Consider the following 23,430-nt stretch of genomic DNA (forward strand, 5'->3'; position numbering starts at 1 on the left):
GTTCAAAATATATGCACAATATCACCTTAATCTGATGTCCAGGCCAATAATTAGGAAAACCAAGGAATCATAGTGACAAATTATTATCGATTTATTCTGATATTATTGATTGCAGTACTATTTAGTGGCTGTGCGGCACTTTCACCGAGCTTCCAAAAACCTGAAGTAGAAGTGGTTGCCGTGGAACCTCTTCCTGCAAGAGATGGCAATAATCTCAGATTCCGAATCCACCTTCGTGTTTTCAACCCAAACAATAGTGAATTGACACTCTCCGGTCTTTTCTACACTCTGCGGCTAGGTGGGCATAAGGTTTTGACGGGAACCTCAAATAACCTGATGCCCATCGCCCCCTACGGCCAGGATGATATCGCTGTGGATGCAACAGCCAGCATAGTCGGCTCAATCTTTGCCGCTGTAAACCTCATTAACTTAAATCAGCACTCAATACCCTATGAACTAGAAGCAAAAATAGGCTTGCGTAGATCACTACTTCCCTCAATTAAGGTGAATAGAAGTGGGGTCATTCACTTGAACCAATATCGGTAACTCTTTAGCTTGATTTACTACTTGTCGGTCTGTGGAGGGCGGCCTGCTTGCCCTCCTCATTACTCACCCGCTAAATTTGCTTGGTAAGGATCAGGGACATTACAAAGTTACCCATTGGTGCACTGTTATGACTGAGGAACCCCTCGTCAGGGTGGGACTGGGACTCATAAATTTTTGTGTTATACATGATCTTCAAGCCGAATTCGTAAGAGTTTCGACCAAAGAAAGCGCCGATATTCGCAAACGTCACCTCCTTCTCAGGGGTGACACCGTAGCTGAAGATTTTTACTCCTCCCTTAGTCTTTGAATTGCCCTCCATCAATACATTCCTTTGCACAGTTCTATGCTCTAACCCAGCCTGTAAATACCAGTAACGCCCACCCTCAAGGGGGGAGGACGCGGCACTAAAGGCGGGTAAAGAGCTTCCCAATAAAACTCGCACCCCTGCACCAAAGTCCCTGACGATATTACCTGTTTTCCAACGAAGGTAAGGCACTAGTCGATAGCTTGTGCCCCATATGACATTCTGGAGTAAGTGATAATCTAACTTAAGCTCAGGCATCAGTCCCCATTCATTGAAGACCTGGGAATCCCATCCTTTGGGGGGAGAAGACGAGACAATCCAGTGCATAAATTTCTGTGTTTGGCGAGCGCCCGCTCTAGAGCCGACTGTTCCGGCATCAAGTGTTAAATCAATCATCCACTGATTTAAAATTTGATATTTGTATCTTATGCCTAAATAGCTCCAACCTGCATAGGGATGCTCTTCATTAATGGGTTCAGATCTACCAAGATGATCTGGAGTATAAATCTCCTGACCAAACCTCAAGGTGTAGGGCTTTCCTATAGGGCTCCAACGAACAAAGAAACCGCCTGTATAGTCTCTGTCTGTCTGGAAAAGTGCATCATTTACTAGTTCAAGCTGTAACTTCCCTTTTGGTGAGTCATCCGCACAAAGCATTGAGGCGTGGCAGACAGACAGCAAACCGACAATAGAAGCTGAAAGTTTTTTTCTATTAATAAGCACCCTTAACCTGCCCTCTCGAATGATTGAACCAGTTTGTCCAGATCAAAATCCGGTGATTAATGCCCCCAATCCCCAACCTTATCGGCCCCAGGGATTTGAAACTCCAGGTATTCCTCAATGCTAAATGGCATTTCTTCCACGACTGCTCGAACTCGTTGGCCAATGGCTTTGGTCTCAGGGCGCGCATTGGCAAGCCCGGTGTAGGGGATACCCTTTCCGCTTGGCACATCAGGATACTTTTTCTTAAAGAGCCGATGCCGTGCAACCATATGATTGAACTGCCCTTGGGTGTATATCAAAGGCACTAATTGCGGATATTCCTCACGCGGGTCCATGTAAAGATCGTAGTAGGCCTCTGGCATCCCTGAAGACGCAACCTCACCAGCGCCTATCCAGTGACGCTTATAGCGCCCTTTTACCGTAGCTCCTAGTTGGTTGCCGGTATAGATAAAGACATAATCCCGACGACTATGGGTATCGCCATTTAGCAGCAGTGCAGTCTGATCCAAACCATCCACCACTCTGTCGGTTGGAATATACTCAGAGGCGCCAGCAAGCCTGGCAAATGTGGTGTACAGGTCGGCGATATGAATAATATCTCCCACTACCTGGCCGGGTTGAACCATACCTGGCCACCAGGCAAAGGCTGGGACTCTTACCCCTCCTTCAGTGAAATCCCCTTTGCCTCCCCGATATAACATGGGGAGCATACCCCAACCCGCAGGGGGACTGTGCACCATGGGACCATTGTCTGCCATGGCTACAAAGAGAGTGTTTTCTGCGATACCCAGCGCTTGTAGCTCCGCCATTAACTGGCCGGCGAAGTCATCCACTGCGGGAAATGAATCCGCCACCATCAGACCAGAAACGGATGGCTTGGGCATAAAGGCGGCCATAAAATTCAAAAAATTAGGCCAGTAGGCCACAAAGAAAGGCTTGTTGGCTTCAGCGTTCTTACGAATGAACGCTATGGTACGACGCTCCGCCTCGGGGTCGAACTTGCTGAAACACTCATTGGAAGTCCCGCACCACTCCCTACCAGGCTGTCCTTTTTCACCTTCAATATTCATGACCCAACCGGTGGGAACCAAACCGGGGTTATCCAGGCGATAAGGGTCTGGAGGGTATATCTCAGGAAACATACCCAGCACCGCATTTACGGCATTAGCTTGAGGGTTAAAAAGAGAGGTTATCTGGTTCATTGGGGTAAATAACGCCTCATCAAACCCCTGGTTGTGCAAGTAGCTCTCCTCAATATCTCCTAAGTGGCCTTTCCCAAAGAACCCAGTGGCATACCCGGCTCTGGACAGCACCTCCGCAATGGTTACTTCCTCAGCACGAAGCCCAGAAAATTCATGGGGCATCCCCACAGCCCCCATGCCAAAGCGCACCGGATGGCGACCGGTAAGCACAGCAGCGCGGGTTGGAGTACAGGAAGGTTCAGAGTACATGCGAGTAAAGTTGATACCCTCTGCGGCCATCTTATTTAAGTTTGGTGTTGAGTAACCGAAATTTTTTTGTAATGCAGGAAATCCAACAGCACCAAAGGCCGTGTCATCCCAGAGAAGGAAAACAATATTGGGGGGCTGCCCATATTTATCCCGTAGAGCCTGTAACCGCCTGGTTATTTCTGAGTCTTCTTGCTGCCAGCGCTCACCATTTTGCATTTTCAACACATAGTATTCAGCGTCATGTACTATCTGTGCCTGCACAGGCATCCAGCTCAGAAACACCAGCAACCCGATCAAGATTTGCCTCACTGTCACAGTCCATCCTCCCTCAGTAAGTGTGGCTGGAAGTGCAATACTTTTATTAACTGTGTTACAACCCCAATGCATCACTCTAGAAGAAAGGTGTCATGGGAGCGCTATAAGTGGCGACAACTAGAAAGTTTTTATGAGTGGCCAGGCCCTACAAAGGCCCAGTGGTTCCGACAGGAAGGAAAGAATTTAAGTCATGGAGGGATAGGTGCCCCACAGCATACAGAAGGACACCTAAAATAACGAGATCGGCAATAACAGGGATCTAGGTTACAGAGACTTATGATTATCTGCCATCAATACAGGCCAGGCTGCGCGTAAGTACATCACCATGGTCCAAAGGGTCAGAGCCGCGGCAATATACAGCAGTAGATAGCCCAGAGTTTCCATTACAGGAAAGTCGCGGACATCAAAAGCGAGAAGAACTATGATTGCCGCCATTTGTGCAGTTGTTTTTATCTTCCCGACATAGGACACAGCAACACTACTGCGCTGCCCCAGTTCTGCCATCCACTCGCGCAAACCTGAGACCGCGATCTCACGGCAGATAATAATGGCTGCAGCCACCGTGAACCAGGCACTTTTGTGCAGGCCCACAAGTAATACAAGCGCAGTAGCCACCATTAACTTATCTGCAACAGGGTCAAGAAAGGCGCCAAAGGCAGTGCTCTGATTAAGTTTCCTTGCCAGGTAGCCATCAAGCCAGTCGGTAACCGCGGCAGCTGAAAAAATAACTGCAGAAGCAATGTAACTCCACTTATAAGGTAAATAGAAAACCAAAACCAGGACAGGTATCAGTGCGACGCGAAGCAGTGTAAGTTGGTTGGCGAGTGTCATACTTTTCTCTGTTCTTGCGGAGGGCGTACGTTATCAAGCTGTGGGACAAATTGAAACGCTCAATGAGAAACCCGGAGAAAAAATCCGCCGCCTGTGCCCTGCATTTTTACTCGTGATGTAGTGCCGAGTATATATCCTGCGCAAGCTTGCGACTGATGCCATCTACACTAGCAATTTCTGTCACTGTAGCCTTCTTAATTTCCTGAAGACCGCCAAAATGGCGAAGCAATGCGCGTCTACGTGCAGGGCCCACGCCAGCAATACCCTCCAGAGGGGACTCCCTTCGTTTTTTGTCACGCCGCGCGCGGTGCCCGGTAATTGCAAATCGATGGGCCTCATCTCTAACCTGTTGAATCAGGTGCAATGCCGGGGAGTCCGCCGAAAGTACCAGTTCCTGATTACTGGAAACGATATGTAAGGTCTCAAAACCTGCTTTACGGGTAGTGCCCTTGGCCACTCCGATTATCTGAACACCTACAACGCCCAGGCCATTGAGGGTATCCACCGCCTGACTGACCTGCCCCTTGCCACCGTCAATTAACAGGATATTAGGGAACTTCCCCTCACCTCCTGATAGGCGCGTATAGCGACGCTTAAGTGCCTGCCCCATTGCAGCGTAATCATCACCAGCCTGAATGCCATCAATATTAAAGAGACGATAATCTGACTTAACTGGACCGCCTGAATCAAAAACCACACAAGAAGCAACCGTGGCCTCACCCGAGGAGTGGCTGATGTCGAAACATTCCAGCCGCTCAGGCAACTGTTCCAGTCCAAGCACTTCTTGAAGGGCCTCAAAACGACTAAACAACTTCTGCTGCGCTGCAGTGCGGCTACTTAAATTCTGCTGAGCCGCTTGCTGGGCCATTTCCACCCAGGTAGCGCGCTTGCCTCGCAGTTTATGGGTAACTGAAATGTCTCGCCCTGCCTGAGCACCGAGTGCCTGCTGCAGCGGAACCACATCTTCTATAGATTCCGAGGCTAGAATTTCACGGGGAATTTCTCTTGGACTACCGAGATAAAATTGAGCCACAAAGGCCGAAAGTAATTCAGGGTGGCTTAAGCCCAATCGCTCACTGGGAAAAAAGCTGCGACTACCAAGAATCCTCCCCTGTCGGATAAAGAGTACATGCACACAGCAGCTACCACCCTCGGTGGCAACACCATGGACATCAACATCCCCCGTATCACCCTCTGCCACTTGATCCGCTTGAAGACGCCGTAGTGCGGATATTTGATCCCTGAAGCGCGCGGCCTTTTCAAACTCCAACGCTCTTGAGGCTTCATCCATTTCATCGGCCAGTTCACGAATAATATTATCGCTCTTGCCAGTGAGAAACATTTCTGCGTGGCGTACATCCTGGCGATACTCCTCGGGACTGATGAAGTCTACACAGGGTGCCGTACAGCGCTCAATCTGATATTGCAGGCAGGGCCTGGATCGATTGCGAAACACACTGTCTTCACAGGAGCGAATACGAAAGGTCTTTTGCAAAAAATTCAGGCTATCACGCACAGAAGAGGCGTTGGGAAAAGGACCAAAATAGCGGCCTTTCTTTCGCTTAGCTCCACGATGGAGTGCTATACGGGGAAAAGTGTCAACACTGGAAAGAAAGATGTAAGGATAGCCCTTATCATCTTTCAGCATCACATTGTAAGGCGGACTCTGGGATTTAATCAGGCTCTGTTCGAGTACTAATGCCTCGGTTTCACTACGAGTAACAGTTACTTCGATGTTGCCGATCTTCTGCACCAGCGCCATGGTCTTGGCTGTGAGCCCAGAGCTGCGAAAATAACTGGCAAGCCGATTGCGTAAATTTTTCGCCTTACCCACATAAAGTATATGGTTACTGGCATCGAACATTTGATAGACGCCAGGCTTACGGGTAACTGTAGAGAGAAAACGCTTGCTATCGAACATCTGACAACCGGTCTTGCCGCTTCAGTAAATACACGGATATTAGAGCGCTGCTTCGGGGTCGAGTATCTGGTACTTGACGGCAAGCAAGGTCAATTCCACATCGCTGTTAATATTCAGCTTTTCAAATATCCGATAACGGTAGCTATTTACGGTTTTAGGGCTGACCGAAAGGGACTTGGCAATCTCAGCAACCTTGGCTCCATTCACAATCATGTCCGCAGTTTGCAACTCACGTTTAGAAAGTTTTTCAAAGGGAGAAAGGTTATCCGATTGACCTGAGACATTGCGCAGAGCCATTTTGGTAGCCATGGAGTTGCTGATAAAAACTCCACCATTCATTACTGTATGAATTGCACGCACCATCTCTTCAAGATCTGCCCCCTTGGTCACATAGCCCATAGCACCGGCTTGCATTAGGCGGCCAGGAAACAGGTCGTCATCCAGGGCGCTAACAGCCACTACTTTGACTTCAGGACAGCGGTTTAACAGCTTGCGGGTCGCCTCCAAGCCACCCATTCCTGGCATTTTTACATCCATCAAGATGACATCAACCGCAGTCTCACGCACGAATTCCAGCGCTTCTTCGCCACAATTCGCATCGCCAACAACTTCAATATCCTCGACGTCACTCAACATGCGCGAAATCCCCATTCGCACAAGGTCGTGATCATCCACCACTAAGACTTTGATCAAGCTATCCCCAACTACGGATAAGTGCAGTGGCTACGCGGCGTACAATCCCCTCGCGCGTGCTCTTGAACTGCGTTCTTCTTTTTACTCACGGAGAAACTACTCCGCGCAGATCCTCCCCAAGAATCCAGTCGCAACATACCAGACAAAAACGCTACTGCAAAGCGCCACAACCGTCTCAAATGCTGTTTAACTGATGTTTCGCCGCAGGATCTTGGCTTGTATATAGCGATTAATTATAACCTAGAAACGTAACAGCTAATCATTCTGCACTCAAGCCGGCCTTTGCCCCATGACTTGAGGAAACGAAAATTCAAGAAATAAAAAAAAATTTTGTACTTTGCAATAGTCAATAGATTTTATATTTCTAACAGCTATAGCAGAATTCTTTATAGAAACCAGTATAAAGTCCTGTCATCAAAACCAGACAGGACTTGGGGCTCGCACTTTGCGAATACTCGAAAGGCAGGTTATTTACTGAGTTTTAAGGGTAAAAGCGTGGCTCCGGCTCGAGGGAAACACCAAATTTTGAATGTATATCGGCAGCAATATCCTGAGCAAGCTGTACTAATTCACGGCCTGCTCCCCTACCAGGATTAATCAGCACCAGTGCCTGGCGCTCATGGACTCCAACCGCACTGCGTCGTAAACCACGCCAGCCAGCGCGATCTATTAACCAACCAGCGGCAAGCTTCCAATCCTCGCCGGCCGCGAAAGCAACTAGATCGGGATGCTCTGCTTTTAGACTCTGATAGAGATCCGTATCTACCACCGGGTTTTTGAAAAAACTCCCAGCATTGGGGATCTCAGTAGGCAAAGGCAGTTTGTTACTCCGGATATCAATAACTGCTTGAGCAATCTGAGTAGGTGTCGGGTGGTTTGCATCCCAATTGTGCTGCGAAATATATTGGCGCAGTGCCGGGTAGTCAACGCGCGGCTGCCAGTCTTGTGGCAACTGCAAATTCACCTGGGTAATAATATACTGGTCGCGCAGACGCCCTTTAAAAACACTATCCCGATAGGCAAAACCACAATCGTCTTTAGTAAAGTCGTGCAGCTCACCTGTGGCCACTTCCATGGCCTGCAAGCTTGTAAAGCGATCACACAACTCGATACCGTAGGCACCTATATTTTGGATCGGTGCCGCACCAATCTTACCGGGAATCAGTGCAAGATTTTCAAGTCCACCTATGCCACTGTTGACAGTAGCCATAACCAGCTGGTGCCAATTTTCCCCAGCCGCAGCTTCAATAGTATGCCCCTGACTATTGGGCTCTATTAAAAGTCCTCGCAAGTCGACCTGGATAACAAGACCTGGGAAATCATCGGTCAACACAACATTGCTACCACCCCCCAAGGGTAAGATTGGTAGTTTCTGTGTTCTGGCAAAGGTCAATGCCTCTCGCAGCTGATCCAGGTTTTGCACCCTGGCAAAGTGGGCGCTACGAGCCGAAATTGCCAAGGTGTTGTGGGGCTGCAGATCAATATCAGTTTCTATCATGCAGGTAACTTTAACCGAGAAGCTCACGCATTCGCTGGAGATCCTGCTCGGTGTCTACACCACCGGGCACCTCCGCGCAGGCAACAGCCACATGAATATTCTCATCGTGATACAAAAAACGCAGCTGCTCTAGGGCTTCAAACTGCTCCAGCGGCGCCACTGGCCAAGTAACAAAACTTTGCAGCAGCGCTACACGATAAGCATAGATACCGATATGACGGCGCGGTTCCAACCCCTGCGGCAACTCATTTGCGTGCACAGCAAAGGCATCGCGCGGCCAAGGTATCGGCGCACGGGAGAAATAGCGGGCTAACCCGGATTGTGCAGCAACCACCTTAACAATATTAGGGTTGCGGAAATCTTCCACCGCAAGAATAGGTTCGCACAGGGTAGCCACACCGGCGCGGGTATTTTCCGCAAGGTTAGCGGCTACCTGATTAATTACCTGAGCGGGAATTAAGGGTTCATCCCCCTGTACATTCACCAGAATACGGTCATCGGCTAAACCCAGGTTAACAGCGACTTCCTGTAGGCGGTCAGTGCCCGATGCGTGATCCGCAGAGGTCATACACACCTCACCGCCAAAGCCTCGAACTGCCTCCGCTACTCGCATATCGTCGGTGGCGACGATGACGCTCTCTGCATCACTCTCGCAAGCCCTCTCAAAGACATGCTGAACCATGGGTTTGCCGGCAATATCTGCCAAGGGCTTGCCCGGTAAACGACTGGAGCCAAAGCGGGCGGGAATAATGACATCAAATGAGTGTTTATTTTTCATCTTTGGAGAACTGTTGCAGGTGCTGGTGCACCTTCTGATAAAAAAGATCTGGCAACTTGGCACGCACTTCCAGCGCCCACCAGTGACTCTCCCAGAAATCGCGACACTTCACCGCGTCTTTCATCGTCATAATCACTGGCGTCTCGCCATCGAAATGCAGCTCCTGGGGGCTGAACTGGTGATGATCCGCAAAGGGCTGCTCCATCACCTTGTAGCCCATACGTTGCAGTGCGCGGAAAAAACGTTTGGGGTTTCCTATCGCTGCCACCCCATGGCAGGGGCCTGGCTCAGGTCCTGAGGTCAGGCGCAGCGTAGAGGTCTGATCAAGGTTAAACTGGTGCCAGCAGGCAGGCTCCAGAGTCATCTGGTATTCCAGTAGCGCACCGCACTGCTGTTTCACACTGGCTTCAGGCTCGCCATTACTCACCACCAAATCGACACTTTGTAAACGACTAATGGGTTCCCGCAAAGGGCCACGAGGGAGCATATGCTCATTACCGAGACCGCGACTGCCATCCACCACGCAGATCTCAAAGCTTCGCCAGAGGCTGTAATGCTGTAAACCATCATCGGAGAGGATCACATCACACTGGTGGTAATCAACTAACGCCCTCGCCGCTTCGCTGCGATTGGGGGAAACCATCACCGGTACCCCGGTGATCAAATGCAACATCAGCGGCTCATCACCGGATTCCAGAGGGTGAGACTGAGCAGTTACCTGGTAGGGATATTGCTCTGCACGACCGCCATAGCCACGGCTAACAATCCCGGGATTTTTACCCCGCTCTTTTAGCCAGCGAGCCAACTCTGCCACCAATGGCGTCTTACCGGCACCACCGACGGTGATATTGCCTACAACAATAACAGGTACCGATAGTGGTTCCGGTGGGGTGCGGGAACTGATCACCCTGCGCCGATTACTCACTCCGCTATAGAGCAACTCCAAAGGCGTAAGAAGAGATAAGGCAGGGCTTGTACCGTCCTTCTTGTACCAGCGCTTGTTGAACCAGTCTTCCAGTGACATCCAGTGCCCTAACCCATTGTCTGCTGTTGTAATAATGTGGCATAGCGCCCACCGCGGGCGAGCAGTTCGCTGTGCTTGCCGCTCTCTACGATACGCCCTTTCTCCATAACCAGGATTCGATCGGCACTTTCAATCGTACTGAGACGGTGGGCTATCACAAAGGTGGTGCGATTTTTCATAACTTCTGTCAGAGCCGACTGGATATGGCGCTCTGATTCATTGTCCAGTGCTGAAGTTGCCTCATCGAGAATCAATACCGGTGCATCTTTTAATAGCGCCCGCGCAATAGACAATCGCTGTCTTTGGCCACCGGAAAGCATCTGGGCATTGTCTCCCAACACAGTTTCCAAACCTTGAGGTAGCTCCTCAATAAAGTTAGCCGCATGCGCCAACTCGATAGCCCGCAAGACATTCTCTTTCGGTGCCCCTTCCAAATCGCCATAGGCGATGTTGCGATAGACGCTGTCGTTAAATAGGACGATATTTTGGGACACCATGCTGATATGTCGGCGTAAATCTTGTAGGGGAACCGTTGAAATATCGACTCCATCAAGAAGGATGCGCCCGCCAGTAGGCTCGTAAAAACGCGCCAGCAGACTGGCAAGCGTTGTTTTACCGGAACCCGACGCCCCTACCAGCGCAACTGTTTCGCCCGGCTCCACCGAGAAGCTAATATTCGACAGCACCTGGGGAGCGGCCTCATCGTAACTAAAATCGAGAGACTCAAAGGTAACCGCACCACGCACCGGCTTGGGCAACACCTCGCGGCCGCCCTCTGGCTCACTGGGGGTATCCATTACTTCGAAAATACTTTCCGCGGCGGCAATTCCCTTCTGAATATCTGCAAAAACTTCTGAAAGGCTGCGAACCGGCTTGGCCAGAGAAGCTGCGGCACCAATATAAGCGGCAAAGACCCCCGCGGTCATGGATTCCACCATACCCGGAGCCAGGGCAAACCACACAATAGTGGCAGTAGATAGGCCAACCAGAATCTGAATCACCGACACGCTGGCATTGTTGGCCACCACCAGCTTCATAAATTGTCGGCGGTTATTATCACTGGCAGATTCAAAACGTGAATTCTCATATTCTTGGCCACCATACATCCGTACTACTTGATAGCCATTAATCGCCTCCTGGGTAACATGAGTGACATCACCCATGGAGTTTTGGATGCGATGGCTCAGTTTACGGAATCGTTTGCCCACAGTACGCACGATTAGAGCAATCAAGGGGGCAAAAAGGAAAAAGGTCAATGTCAGCTTCCAGTTCACCAACAACAAGTAAGCCAGCAGCGCAACGGTAGTAAAAGTCTCGCGAAATAAAACCTTAACCGCCTTGGTAATGGAATTGGTAACCTGCTCAACATTGTATGAGACTTTGGAAATCAGGTAGGCACCCGTGTAACGATCAAAATAGGCACTAGGCAGCTGGCCAATCTTCTCAAACAACTGCGAGCGCAACTGGTGAATAATTGCGCGCCCAACATAGGCGAGACCATAACTGCCAACAAAATTACCAATCGCACGCAGCAGAATAATGATGAGCATGGCCAGAGGTACCAGCCAACGCGCAGTCTCCTGTGGCATTACCCCATCGGGATAATAGGAGGCTACGTATTTCGAGAGAAAACCTCTGCTTTCTTGGATGCCAGCGCCCACCGCATCTAAAAGCAGCTCCGTAACGGCAATTAAGCTGACGCCCATGGTGGAAAACAGGAAAAATCCCAGCACTGCAACAGCAAAAATCGCTAGGTGCGGCCGAGCGTACGCGAGTAAACGACGATAGGTGTGCGCCCCGTGCTGTGGTTTACGGGGGGGCATGGTTACTTTCTTCATACAGACCAATGACTGGACTCGCCCCAAACCCTAAGGCAGTGGGGCGAGTACGCTCGCAAGGCTAATCGTCCATCCCTGGCATTAAAGCAAAGCCCAGCGCGCTAGTTCTCTTCTGGTTGCCGTGTAGTAATGCTTAGGTTGACAAAGCCTAGCTGTCCAGCGGCATCCATTGCCCGCACCACAGCCTGATGGTGAGCTGTAGCGTCGGCGGTTATCACAAGCGGGCGATTGTACTCGCCTGCAGAAACTTCCGACAGCGCAGATTTCAAAGTGGTCAACTTTTTGTTGATCAACCCCTGGCCATTTATCGAATAAGAACCATCGGCACTGATCAGAATTTCAACAGAACGTGGCTGCTCTTCTGCCTGAGGCCCAGCGGCCTCGGGCAAATTCAACTTTAAATGGCTCTCTTTGGTGAATGTGGTCGACACCATAAAGAAAATCAGCAGAAGAAAGACCACATCGATTAATGGCGTAAGGTTTACCCCATCCTGCTCTTTGGTTTGGCGGCGAAATTGCATCGATTGCTACCTCACTCAGGCCGCTTTTTCAATTTTGCGGTCACTGTGTAAGGCATCTACCAGCTTCACGGCTTCCTGTTCCATGGTTACCACAATAGTATCCACTCGGCGCTGGAAGTATCTGTGCGCCATTAGCGCTGGAATCGCCACAGTCAAACCCGCCGCCGTAGTAATCAGAGCCTGGCTGATACCACCGGCCAAAATACCCGCATTGCCGGTGCCCTCCAGCATAATTGCCGTGAAAACCTGGATCATACCGATGACAGTCCCAAGCAAACCGATCAATGGCGCAATCGCGGCGATGGTGCCGAGGGCATTGAGGAAACGCTCCAGCTCGTGTACTACCTGGCTTGCAGTTTCCTCAATACTGTCTCTCATTACTTCACGGCCGTGGCGGGAATTGGAAAGTCCTGCGGCAAAAATTCGTCCGAGTGGGCTGGAATCACGCAGCTCCTTAAGTTTCTCACTATTGACCTGGTTGCTTTTTAGCCACCCCCACACTTCTCCAAGTAAAGTGCGCGGTGCAATACGCTGGGGATTCAGCGTCCAAAAACGCTCAATGCTGATAGCAATAACAGCAACGGAACACAACAGGATCGGCAACATCAACCAGCCGCCAGATTTTATTATTTCAAACACTTTTCTTGGCCCTAAACAGCGAGAGGGATTTCAGGAATTTCTTCTGCATCTTAGACGCAGGAGTCGCACTTTATCACAGCTGCTCTCGGCGGCTAAGTCTTCCACTAGGCTCAGCCTCACCATTGTGATCCGCATACCAAAACCGTGGCGCTGAACGACCCCAGCTGATCACAGGCTCCGAGGTGCCTCTTTGCCAAGAAAGCTCGACAGCTCCACTTTGTGCTGTATTAAAAATTTGCGTATCCATCGCACGATAACGTGCGACTACATTCGCATGGGGATGGCCAAAATGATGACGATAGCCTGCGCTGAATATCACTCGCTCAGGCCTTGCCCAGCTCAGTAAAGTCTGGGATGAAGAAGTCTTAGAACCATGATGAGGCGCCACCAATAAATCTACTGGCTTTCCCATTGGATAAAGCTCCACAAGACGGCGTTCTACGGAGCTTGTGATATCCCCAGTAAGTAAAATACGCACTTGTTGCCATTCAATTAGAGCCACACAACTTTGATCATTTTCCTCTCCATCAATTTTTTTTTGCAGTGGCCATAACCAACGTACAGAGAGCTCACCGAAATAAAGCCTTTCACCCGCGACACAGGAGTCTGCTCGTATATCAAAATCCCCCACCAGTTTTTTTCCCAGTTGCCCTGGAGCATAGAAATTATTGACAGGCAGTGACTGCAATAGCGCCGCCACCCCACCCGCATGATCACTGTCACCATGGCTGACAACCAACACATCGAGTTCTCTCACCCCGACTCCACTCAAATAAGGAGCAACAATGGCCCCTCCAGCACTCCAACCCGATGACGAGAGAGGTCCGGTGTCAAAGACAAGGCGCGCTTCTTGGGAGCGGACCGAGAGAGCCAGACCCTGGCCAACATCCAAAGCGGTGAAAGTAAGCCCCTGACGACCTGGTGTCGAAACAGGCAGCATAGATTGGAGCAAAGGAAGCAGAAACAAGCAGCCCAGATATCGTCCCGGCACCCCCCTGGGTAAGATTAATAACAGGGCGCCCAGTGCGGATAAGACAAGCAGGGTTGTGCTTTGAGGCGTTATCAAAGGCTGCCAGGTAGGAACAAAATCCCGGGCATACTTCAGCATTTCCATGAGAAGAGTCAGTTGCCAGTCGGCAAATTTAAAGCACCAGATTCCAAGGCCAGTCCCTAACAGTAAGGTGCCAAGCATCAAGGCCGGCAGTATTAGCAAACCAAGCCAGGGAATTGCCATCAGGTTCAGCAGCATTCCGCCAGAGCTGTACCCAGAAAAATACACTACCGAGGGTAAAATCAAACCCAGCGCCACCAGCCATTGGCTGCGCAATAATTGTACAAAGGTGGAGAACCAGCGTAAAAACCAAGCTTCCACGTGCCTTTTCATCCCCACATGAGCACTCGTCTCACTTCCCTCCACACCGTTCTCCGTTGTCCTCTCTTGCCTAACAGAGCTACGTCCAGAAAACCCCAAGAGAAGCGCACCCACAGCGGCGAATGACAGCCAAAACCCGGCTCCGAAGAAAGCCAATGGCTGGATAAATAGCACTAATGCCAAAGCGAGAGAGAAAGCCAAGCCAGCGCCTACCCGTCGCCGCCAATGCCAAGCCAGCAGCAATACCCAGGTCATCACCAGGGCCCTTTGGGCGGAGAGAGGAGCGCCAGCCAACAAGGTATAGGTTAGAGTGCCAATGAGCGCCAACAACATCGGAATCCACCTGGGACAGGTCCCCATCAATACCCCGAGAGCCCTCGCCAATACCTGCCCCAACAGCAGTAAAAACCCAGCCACCATGCCCACATGCAGGCCCGATATTGCCAAAAGGTGTGCCGTCCCTGTCTGCTTTAACAAATCACTGTCGGCACGGGAAAGGCCGCTGCGATCCCCTAGTAACAGTGCTGTAACCAGGGCGCTTTGGTTTATCGGTAGCCTTTGAAGCTTCTGCCTAAAAGCATCTCGCAGGGCGGATAGCCCCATGCCCTGACTCAACCACTGTGGGTCGCCATTTTGCGGGCGCACATACCCCGTTGCATAAACACCCCGCCGTAAGAGCCAGCCCTCATAGTCAAAGGTATGGGGATTTACACTACCGCGTGGACGCTTTAACCGCACCGGCAAATCCCAGTGGCTATTACCTCGCAGCAGCTTTTGCACCTCAACATCTGCGCGGTACCAGGTGAGATAAAGAAGGCTACCTGAATGAACTTCCCCCGGCCCCGCCTCCAGTATTCTCGCCTGGAAGCGTATATCCCGGGTAGCGCCCCTCTGTGACGCTGGATTACTCCTGACCTCGGGGGGGGATACAACCTCAACCCTTAGGCGTTGATCAATGCCATGAGCCGATTCAGGTAAACGCTGCTCAAGCGCGGCTTTATTGCTCGATAAAGCCCAGAGAGCACCGAGCAACGAGATGACAAGTAATAGGCAGAGAGCGCGTGTTTGAGGGAGGGAAACCAACAATAGGAAGGCAATAATAGATACCCACAGTACTCCCCCTATTTCTGGTAGAGACGGCAACAAACCAATAGCAGCAACTGATAGAGAGAAGACCCAAAGGGCCAGCGTAGGGCTCCATAGCCACAGAGTAGTCTTAGGGTCCCAATCCACATCCAGCCTGCACTTTTTTTGTACAGGGTTTATGGTTCTCATCCTTGTCCGAAGCCCCGTGATAGCAATAGATCAGAAAATTTGACACCGCACACAAAACAGGCACCATAGAACCAAAACATGTCTATAACCGGCGCGCCATGCCGCATAGTGACTGCCTTAACTGCTATACATGGCACCCGCTGGTCATATTTTTTTAAGAAAAATGCCATGTTTAACATGTTTGTAATATTCAGGTCGCAGAATCCGCACCAAATCGAGGGGCAACCAACAGACTGAACGGAAGGCTTCCCCTCAACCCACAACCATAAACTGTGCGAGACGACTATGAATAAGACCGCTCTCTCTCTGGCCATTGTTGCCATGATCCCGACTCTGGCCAACGCCCAAGAAGAAGGCGATGTCCTCGACTTTTACGGCAAAGCCAATGTTACCTTCCAGTCTGCTGACGAAGGTGACGGCTCTGTAACCGATGTTCAAAGCAACGCTTCCCGCCTGGGCGTTAAGGGTGAGATCGCCCTGACCGACGGCATCAAAGGTATCTACCGTATGGAATACGAAGTAGATATGGACGGCGACGCTGATGACACTTTCTCTCAACGCAATATCTACGCTGGACTGGAAGGCGGCTTCGGTCAGGTAATCGCGGGTAAGTTCGACACCCCGTTGAAAGTTGCCCAGAAGAAAGTTGACCTGTTCAACGACCTGGAAGGCGATATTAAAAGCCTGATCACCAGCAGCGACAACCGCGAAGAAGACGCTCTGCAGTACACTACCCCGTCTTTCGCGGGCTTCAAAGCTTCTGCTGCTTATATCAGCAATAAAGATGAGGTAATTGGTTACGAGATCATTGGCCAAAATGATGATGGCAGTGACATCTTAGGCAAAGAAATCAAGCGCAATAACGGCATCTCCACTTCTATTGCTTACGATAACAACGGCGTTTACATGGCCTACGCTTTCGACCAAGACGTTGAAGGCCAGGACGTTGACGTTCAGCGCTTTGTAGCCCAGTACAACATCGGCCCTGTACAGGTTGGTGCCCTGTTTGAAGACCAGGAAAACGCTGACGGTGAAAACGCTGACGGCTGGATGAGCTCTGTAGCTTACAAAATCGAGCAGTGGACTCTGAAAGCACAGTACGGTCAGTCTGACATTAAGAAAGAAGACGGCGAAACTTACAGCCTGGGTGTTGACTACAAGTTCAACAGCGCCGCTAAAGTATTCGGCTTCTACACCGATGAAACAGCTGATGGCGATTACGACCGCAGCTATGCCGGTATCGGTGCTGAATACAAGTTCTAAGAGCGCTTTTAACGACGATCATCCGAATTGGGAAGAGCTGTTTGACCGTCGTATGATTTGAGAGCTTGAATTAGGCGGCCTATGGTCGCCTTTTTTATTGGAAGTTCCAAAGCCGCAATACGGCAGTCCATCAAATAACCAACTTATCCATAAAAAGATGTACTGGCATTGCCTGTAACTGTTGTTGATCAGCAAATAAAGCTAATATTTTCTCTGCTTGGCCTGAAGGGAAACGTGCAGCCAGATTGGAATGGAATTTCTTCAACAAAAGCGGTATCCCCTCTTTACGGCGTCGACGATGACCGAGCGGGTATTCCACCACTACATTCTCTGTTGCCTTGCCCCCCTTAAAAAAAACCTGCACACCATTCGCAATTGAACGCTTATCCGGATCAAGGTAATCCTTCGAGTAGCAGCCATCCTCAACAACGGTAATTTTCCCGCGCAGCTCATCAATTTCCGGATGGGACTGATGGAATTCATCCTCATAAAAACTAGCCTGCAAATCCCCAAATAAAAGAGCCACAGCCACGATATATTGCAGGCAGTGATCGCGGTCCGCCGGATTGTAGAGGGGACCGGTTTTACTAATAATTCGTATTGCAGATTCGTGAGTAGTCACGACAATTCTCTCTATGTCTTGCACCCTACCCCTCACCAATGGATGTAAAACTATCGCGGCTTCACAGGCTGTCTGGCCATGGAATTCTGCCGGGAAGGAAATCTTGAAAAGGATATTCTCCATTACATAGGTGCCGAATCGACGCGGAAACCGGAACTGCCGCTCCTCCAACGGTTTTATTACCTGATCAGCATTGGTTTTACTGAAAGCCACGTCATAAAAGCCCCACTGCTTCGCAGTAAGTACGGTTGGTATACCCATCTCACCACGCATGGCCATATCCGCCAGGCGAACTCCCCTTGCCGTGGCATCTCCTGCCGCCCAAGATTTACGCGAACCCGTATTGGGGAAGTGCCTGTAGGCACGCAGGGCGCTACCATCTACCCAGGCCTGGGAAATCGCCGCCAGTAATTCTTCCCTGCCTCCCCCCATCAACCAAGTAGCAATCGCTGTAGAAGCCACGCGAACCAACAATACATGGTCCAAGCCGACGCGGTTAAAGCTGTTTTGTAATGCCAGTACACCTTGGATCTCATAAGCCTTGATCATCGCCTCCATCACCTTTCCCATTGTCAGGGGCTCTTCCCCTGCACTCAGCCGCTTCTGAGAAAGGAAATCGCACACCGCCAAGATAGCGCCCAGATTGTCAGATGGATGCCCCCACTCTTCGGCCAGCCAAGTATCATTGAAATCCAGCCAGCGGATAGTACAGCCTATATCCCAGGCAGCTTTAACCGGATCCATGCAAAATTGGGTACCCGGCACACGGGCCCCATTGGGCACCACCGTCCCCTCAACTAGAGGGCCTAATAGTTTCGTACACTCGGGAAAACGCAGTGAAAGAAAAGCACAGCCCAAGGAATCCATCAGGCAGTAGCGCGCTGTTTGCCAGGCCTCATTGGAATAAACTTCAAAATTGAGAACGTAATCGGCAATATCCTGGATTACCTGATCATAAATTAGATGGCCAGTTTGGTCTGAGTCGGTGCGCATAGCAGAAGGCCTGATGGTACTGTGAAGAAATTAAATAAGCCTAGTAATTTTTTAGCTGTATCTTTCACTTTGTAAATGGATAACAAGATTTGAGCGCTACGACATTGATGGCTTGCTTTTTTGTGTATATTGTCATCCTGTGAATTTCACTAATATTCGACCAAGATTGAAAAGGTAAGAGGGTTTGTGACTAGTCTATACACTCCAACCTCCAATAAGAAAATACTAAATTGCAAACAATAGCGACTAAAACAAAAAGAGTATGCTGTACCACAGAAACAGTGTTATTTCGTCAGGGAGTGGCCTCCCGAAATATTTATTTTATACATGCCGGTTATGTTCTTATCCATAAAGTGGACTTTAATGGCAACCGGGGACTTGTAGACCTGCATGGGCCAGGCTCCTGGTTTGGCCCAGGTCTTGGCGGAAATTCACAAGAAATAGAAGCAATTGCCAAAATAGGTTGTGAGCTAGAAGTCGCTTTTCCAGAAAACCTCAATGACCTGTTACACTCACTGTCACAAACCCAGCAAGACCTTATAGAGCATCTAGCCAACAGGGAGTCTTTATTACAACAGCGTATATTTCAGCATATAACCGCGCCCCTAGCTGTTAGATTGGCAAGTTTATTATCCCAACTCTTTCATTTTCAGGGGCAACCTTGCGCTCACGGGCATGAATTAGATGTAAAGCTTTCCCAATCTGAGCTAGCGGCTATGGCCGGCGGCAGTAGACAAACCGTTAGCCAACTACTTAGCACCTGGAAACACAAAGGCATTATTGATTACACACGCCAACATATTTGCCTACTAAACAAAGGCGCCCTCGAAGGCTTAGCGCAAGGCTAAATTTGGCTTTAGTGTCAGCTAGCTGACAGTTGATCGCCCCTCTCCTCCCTATACTTCCAAAAAATGAGGGCTAGACCTAGTCCCCACCTCCATGGAATCAACATAGGAAGAGGCATTATGCGCACAATCTGCTTAGTTACACTGGGAATACTGTTTAGCCTACAGGCCATAGCTCAAGAGAATCTAAAGTCCACTTTCAGTCATTTCGTTGACGCACAGGGAAACATCACATTACCCAAGGATTACCGCCAAGAATGGACATTTCTCGGCTCCTACCAAGTAAAGTCATCCAGTGGCAAGGGCTGGGATACTCACATTGTTTACACTCAACCTGAAGCAGTTAAAGCCTTTCGCAAAAATGGAAAATTCCCGGATGGCGCAGTCCTGGTAAAAGATGTCAACAGCACCAAATCAGAACCATTAACCACAGGCTTGGCTTACTACTCTACTGATCTCCAGTTCACCTTTATGATGGTAAAGGACACAGAAGGGAGATTTCCTAAGAATGAGGCCTGGGCAGAAGGTTGGGGATGGGCTTTATTCAAGCCAGGGGTAGCAAAAAGTGAAACCAAAACCTGGAAGGGCAGCGGGCTTAACAACTGTTTTGGATGCCACTTACCAGCCAAGAATAATGACTGGGTCTATACACAAGGCTATCAACAGGTCCTACAGAACTAAAAAGTAAACAGCAAAAATTAGAGGTTAGAGGTCTTTTATTCGGCTAGAGTAACAGGCATAGATTCCCTCCAGATCAGCTTATCACCCCCACCCCAGCGCTAATTGATTTATATCAATTAGCGCGATCTTGAATGCCGTTAACATACGGCCGCGTCCGACTATTCCACTATGAGTTTTTCCGTGTTTAAACCTGAGTTACTGTCCCCCGCAGGGACTTTAAAAAATATGCGATATGCGTTTGCCTATGGTGCCGATGCCGTTTATGCAGGCCAGCCCCGCTACAGCTTGCGTGTGCGCAATAATGAATTTAAAAATATTGAAACCCTGCGCCTAGGTATAGAAGAAGCACACCAGCAAGGAAAACAGTTCTATATCGCTTCCAATATCGCCGCCCACAACGATAAAGTTCGCAGTTACCTGCGGGACCTGGAAGAAATTGTTGAAATGGGACCTGACGCCCTGATTATGTCCGACCCAGGCCTGATAATGATGGTAAGGGAGCGTTGGCCTGATCTGCCAGTCCACCTATCCGTACAGGCCAATGCGGTAAACTACGCGACCGTAAAGTTCTGGCATCGCCAGGGGTTATCTCGGGTGATACTTTCTCGAGAACTGTCCCTGGATGAGATTGAGGAAATTCGCCAGAAAGTGCCTGAGATGGAGCTGGAAGTCTTTGTCCACGGTGCACTCTGTATCGCCTATTCCGGGCGCTGCTTGCTATCCGGTTATATGACCCATAGAGATGCCAACCAGGGCGCCTGCACCAACTCCTGCCGCTGGCAATACCAAGCTCATGAAGCCAAAGAGAATGAAGTTGGCGAATTGATTCATGTGCAAAATCAGGAATCTATCCAGCAACCCACCTCCGCCAGTGACAGTACTTCCCAAGCCTTTTTACTACAGGAAGAAGGTCGCCCTGGAGAATATATGCCGGCTTACGAAGATGAGCACGGTACCTACATCATGAACTCCAAAGATCTGCGGGCCGTACAGCACGTCAAGCGCCTCACGGAAATGGGGGTCCACTCTTTAAAAATCGAAGGTCGCACCAAGTCCCACTATTATGTGGCTCGTACTGCTCAGATCTATCGTCGCGCCATAGACGACGCTGCGGCAGGAAAAGACTTCGACATGAAGATGATGGACGAATTGGAAACCCTCTCGAACAGGGGCTACACGGAAGGTTTCTACCGTCGCCATCCACCAGCAGAATACCAGCAATATGAAAAGGGGTTGATATCAACTCCGGGCCAACAGTTCGTAGGCGAGCTTATTGACGGCAGTCCTGAGTATTTGACGATTGATGTTAAAAATCGCTTTGAACGCGGTGATCAATTGGAGTTAATGACTCCCAGCGGTAGCTTGTTCTTCCCCTTGGAGCAAATGGAGAATACGGAAGGCAAAGCGATCGATGTAGCTCCGGGATCCGGGCATATCGTGCAAATACCTCGACCAGAAGGAGTCGATGACGATCAGCTTCAACAGGCGCTATTAGTCAAAGCTCTGGGATAACCCTGGGTTTGTAATTTGCACTAAGGCTGATCAAGCCTCTCGTTTTGCAAACATATTTTGTTAAAGGTGTAGTGGTTTACAAAATCTACCGGATTCACTAAGCCACGACACCTTTATTCCCACTACATCTCCACAATTTTACTTGTGAACCTATCCTCAAAATGTATTGGGTAATCGTTAAACTTCTCAAGTGACTGCCCGCCTCACAATATTCAAACCGTCCTGTATTTCCCCACCATTCACCGCAAGCAACTGGTTCTTGTGCCAATTTTCCTGCATTTTCAGCCTCACCTAAAACCCTTATACAGCCCTGAGTTTTGATCACAAAAATATGCTCGACAGTACTAATTACAAGATAAGAACCCGCTCTCCCTCGGAGTTCCAACAGGAATACACCCGTTTTAAATAGTTATGATTTTCCACCTCTAACTCGCCTCCGCATCAAGGTTTCACAGCAGAAAAGCGTGTAACGATTGCTTAACCAAGGAAATGCCGCAATATGGATATTATTAAACCTAAGAAACGCCCCCTGATTAAGCACCCTTTAATGCTGGGTGGTGCTGCCCTAGCTTTTGTGGCATTTACCAGCACCCTCCTGTTACTTCCTGACAGCGCCTACAAAGTTGAGCGGGAACAGCTGATGCTAGGTACCGTCCAACGGGGAGACCTGCAGGTTGTGGTAGATGGCTACGGTAGGCTGCGTTCAGACAAGCAGACTTTAATTACCGCCCTAACCGCAGCGAATGTTGAAAAAATCATGTTGCGTCCCGGTGCAGAAGTACAAAGTGATAGCGTCATTATGCAACTGAGCAATCCAGAGTTAATGCGCGATCTGGATGCAGCCGAAACCTCCCTGGAACAAGAGGAAGCTAATTTGCGCCGGCTTGTTCTGAACAACCAGCGCGATGTGCTCGCGGAGGAAGCCATACTCGCGGAACTGAACTCCAATTACCAAGTGATCAAGTTGCGTCGCGAAGCTGAGGACGAGCTGGTAAAAAGTGGAGTGGTTTCCCAGCTCACCTACCAAACAACCGTCTTACGCCAGGAACAGATGAAAAAACGCGTAGACCTGCAAAAACAGCGTATCAATCACCTGCGCAAAGTCGCCGTCGAATCAGAGTTAATCCAGCGCGAGCAAATCAACCAGGCCCAGACCCAACTACAGAGTATCCAACAGCGGACAGATCGCCTCACAGTACGCGCCGGCCTGGACGGCATACTACAACGGCTGCCAGTAGAGCTGGGGCAAGGTGTCGATCCCGGCCAGGAGCTGGCTCTGATCGGCAGCGAGACAGATCTACTCGCTCTGGTTCAAGTACCACAATCCAAAGCAGAGCAACTGGAGGTTGGCCAGCCCGCTGAAATTGATACCCGCAGGGAAAAAGTCGAGGGTGTGGTAACCCGTATTACTCCTGAGGTTCGGGACGGCAATATTGAAGTGGAAATTGCTTTTAGCGCGGGCGCCCCGGAGTCTGCCAGGCCACAACTCAACGTCGATGCCCGGATCTTCACCGCCACGATGGAAGATACACTGTTCGTCGAGAGACCTATCAATGTACAGAGGCACAGTGAGACCAACCTCTTCCTGATTAACGAAAATGGGGAGGAAGCGGCACTCCAACCCATCAGCTTCGGTGAGGAGTCAGGTCGATATATCCAGATCACCCAAGGCCTCAATGAAGCGGACCGCATCATCCTCTCGGATATGGCCAATTTTAATGAAGCTGAGCATATCCAGATTGTTGACTAAAGCCTGAAACCCAAAGCGAGAACAGGGAGTTCGCT

General features: G+C 49.9%; 19 protein-coding genes. 6 read left to right on the forward strand and 13 right to left on the reverse strand.

Annotated features, from left to right (window positions below; genetic code table 11):
* Positions 1-72 precede the first annotated feature (72 nt).
* Positions 73-546, forward strand: coding sequence for an LEA/WHy family protein (locus ACJJI0_RS05590; RefSeq protein ID WP_444885044.1), 474 nt, complete (start codon positions 73-75; stop codon positions 544-546).
* Positions 547-616: 70 nt separating this feature from the next.
* Here the strand turns inward: ACJJI0_RS05590 and ACJJI0_RS05595 are convergent, their stop codons facing one another.
* From ACJJI0_RS05595 to ACJJI0_RS05650, 12 genes are all read right to left on the reverse strand, one after another.
* A complete protein-coding gene (locus ACJJI0_RS05595; protein WP_444885045.1) occupies positions 617-1,573 on the reverse strand; it encodes a lipid A-modifier LpxR family protein in 957 nt (318 codons plus the stop codon).
* A gap of 56 nt (positions 1,574-1,629) precedes the next feature.
* Positions 1,630-3,339: a sulfatase-like hydrolase/transferase gene (locus ACJJI0_RS05600; protein ID WP_444885046.1), complete on the reverse strand. Its 1,710-nt coding sequence runs from the start codon at positions 3,337-3,339 to the stop codon at positions 1,630-1,632.
* Between the two features lie 264 nt (positions 3,340-3,603).
* A complete protein-coding gene (gene pgsA / locus ACJJI0_RS05605; protein WP_252085819.1) occupies positions 3,604-4,170 on the reverse strand; it encodes a CDP-diacylglycerol--glycerol-3-phosphate 3-phosphatidyltransferase in 567 nt (188 codons plus the stop codon).
* A 106-nt stretch (positions 4,171-4,276) separates the two neighbouring features.
* Positions 4,277-6,091, reverse strand: coding sequence for an excinuclease ABC subunit UvrC (gene uvrC, locus ACJJI0_RS05610; protein ID WP_444885047.1), 1,815 nt, complete (start codon positions 6,089-6,091; stop codon positions 4,277-4,279).
* Between the two features lie 39 nt (positions 6,092-6,130).
* Complete coding sequence (locus tag ACJJI0_RS05615; protein ID WP_252085817.1) at positions 6,131-6,784, reverse strand: response regulator; 654 nt, start codon at positions 6,782-6,784, stop codon at positions 6,131-6,133.
* 481 nt (positions 6,785-7,265) lie between these two features.
* The gene (murB, locus tag ACJJI0_RS05620; protein ID WP_444885048.1) at positions 7,266-8,282 is read right to left on the reverse strand and encodes a UDP-N-acetylmuramate dehydrogenase; all 1,017 of its coding nucleotides are present in this window, start codon (positions 8,280-8,282) and stop codon (positions 7,266-7,268) included.
* A gap of 10 nt (positions 8,283-8,292) precedes the next feature.
* Complete coding sequence (gene kdsB, locus ACJJI0_RS05625) at positions 8,293-9,060, reverse strand: 3-deoxy-manno-octulosonate cytidylyltransferase (protein ID WP_444885049.1); 768 nt, start codon at positions 9,058-9,060, stop codon at positions 8,293-8,295.
* Positions 9,050-10,084, reverse strand: a complete 1,035-nt coding sequence (lpxK, locus tag ACJJI0_RS05630) for a tetraacyldisaccharide 4'-kinase (protein WP_444885050.1) — start codon at positions 10,082-10,084, stop codon at positions 9,050-9,052. Before lpxK ends, kdsB begins: the two co-directional genes overlap by 11 nt.
* An 8-nt stretch (positions 10,085-10,092) precedes the next feature.
* Positions 10,093-11,907, reverse strand: a complete 1,815-nt coding sequence (msbA, locus tag ACJJI0_RS05635) for a lipid A export permease/ATP-binding protein MsbA (protein WP_252085812.1) — start codon at positions 11,905-11,907, stop codon at positions 10,093-10,095.
* 116 nt (positions 11,908-12,023) lie between these two features.
* Entirely contained in the window at positions 12,024-12,443 is a 420-nt protein-coding gene (locus tag ACJJI0_RS05640) for an ExbD/TolR family protein (protein ID WP_444885051.1), read from the reverse strand.
* A gap of 15 nt (positions 12,444-12,458) precedes the next feature.
* Positions 12,459-13,082: a MotA/TolQ/ExbB proton channel family protein gene (locus ACJJI0_RS05645; RefSeq protein ID WP_252085810.1), complete on the reverse strand. Its 624-nt coding sequence runs from the start codon at positions 13,080-13,082 to the stop codon at positions 12,459-12,461.
* A gap of 73 nt (positions 13,083-13,155) precedes the next feature.
* Positions 13,156-15,729 (reverse strand): DNA internalization-related competence protein ComEC/Rec2, encoded by a 2,574-nt coding sequence (locus ACJJI0_RS05650; RefSeq protein WP_444885052.1) that lies wholly within the window; start codon positions 15,727-15,729, stop codon positions 13,156-13,158.
* 285 nt (positions 15,730-16,014) lie between these two features.
* Here ACJJI0_RS05650 and ACJJI0_RS05655 point away from each other — a divergent pair, with 285 nt between their 5' ends.
* The gene (locus tag ACJJI0_RS05655) at positions 16,015-16,992 is read left to right on the forward strand and encodes a porin (protein WP_444885053.1); all 978 of its coding nucleotides are present in this window, start codon (positions 16,015-16,017) and stop codon (positions 16,990-16,992) included.
* Positions 16,993-17,122: 130 nt separating this feature from the next.
* On the opposite strand, the gene ACJJI0_RS05660 is transcribed toward ACJJI0_RS05655, so the two are convergent.
* Complete coding sequence (locus ACJJI0_RS05660; protein ID WP_444885054.1) at positions 17,123-18,607, reverse strand: bifunctional 2-methylcitrate dehydratase/aconitate hydratase; 1,485 nt, start codon at positions 18,605-18,607, stop codon at positions 17,123-17,125.
* A 281-nt stretch (positions 18,608-18,888) separates the two neighbouring features.
* On the opposite strand from ACJJI0_RS05660, the gene ACJJI0_RS05665 reads away from it, so the two are divergent.
* The 4 genes from ACJJI0_RS05665 (at position 18,889) to ACJJI0_RS05680 (ending at position 23,395) form a co-directional block, all read left to right on the forward strand.
* Positions 18,889-19,455, forward strand: a complete 567-nt coding sequence (locus tag ACJJI0_RS05665) for a Crp/Fnr family transcriptional regulator (RefSeq protein ID WP_444885055.1) — start codon at positions 18,889-18,891, stop codon at positions 19,453-19,455.
* Between the two features lie 117 nt (positions 19,456-19,572).
* Positions 19,573-20,133 (forward strand): cytochrome P460 family protein, encoded by a 561-nt coding sequence (locus tag ACJJI0_RS05670; protein ID WP_444885056.1) that lies wholly within the window; start codon positions 19,573-19,575, stop codon positions 20,131-20,133.
* A gap of 168 nt (positions 20,134-20,301) precedes the next feature.
* Positions 20,302-21,645, forward strand: coding sequence for a prephenate-dependent tRNA uridine(34) hydroxylase TrhP (gene trhP / locus ACJJI0_RS05675; RefSeq protein ID WP_444885057.1), 1,344 nt, complete (start codon positions 20,302-20,304; stop codon positions 21,643-21,645).
* A 499-nt stretch (positions 21,646-22,144) separates the two neighbouring features.
* On the forward strand, positions 22,145-23,395 hold the full coding sequence (locus tag ACJJI0_RS05680; protein ID WP_444885058.1) for an efflux RND transporter periplasmic adaptor subunit: 1,251 nt from the start codon (positions 22,145-22,147) through the stop codon (positions 23,393-23,395).
* Positions 23,396-23,430 lie beyond the last annotated feature (35 nt).

The organism is Microbulbifer mixtoriginis (SeqCode) (assembly GCF_052466695.1).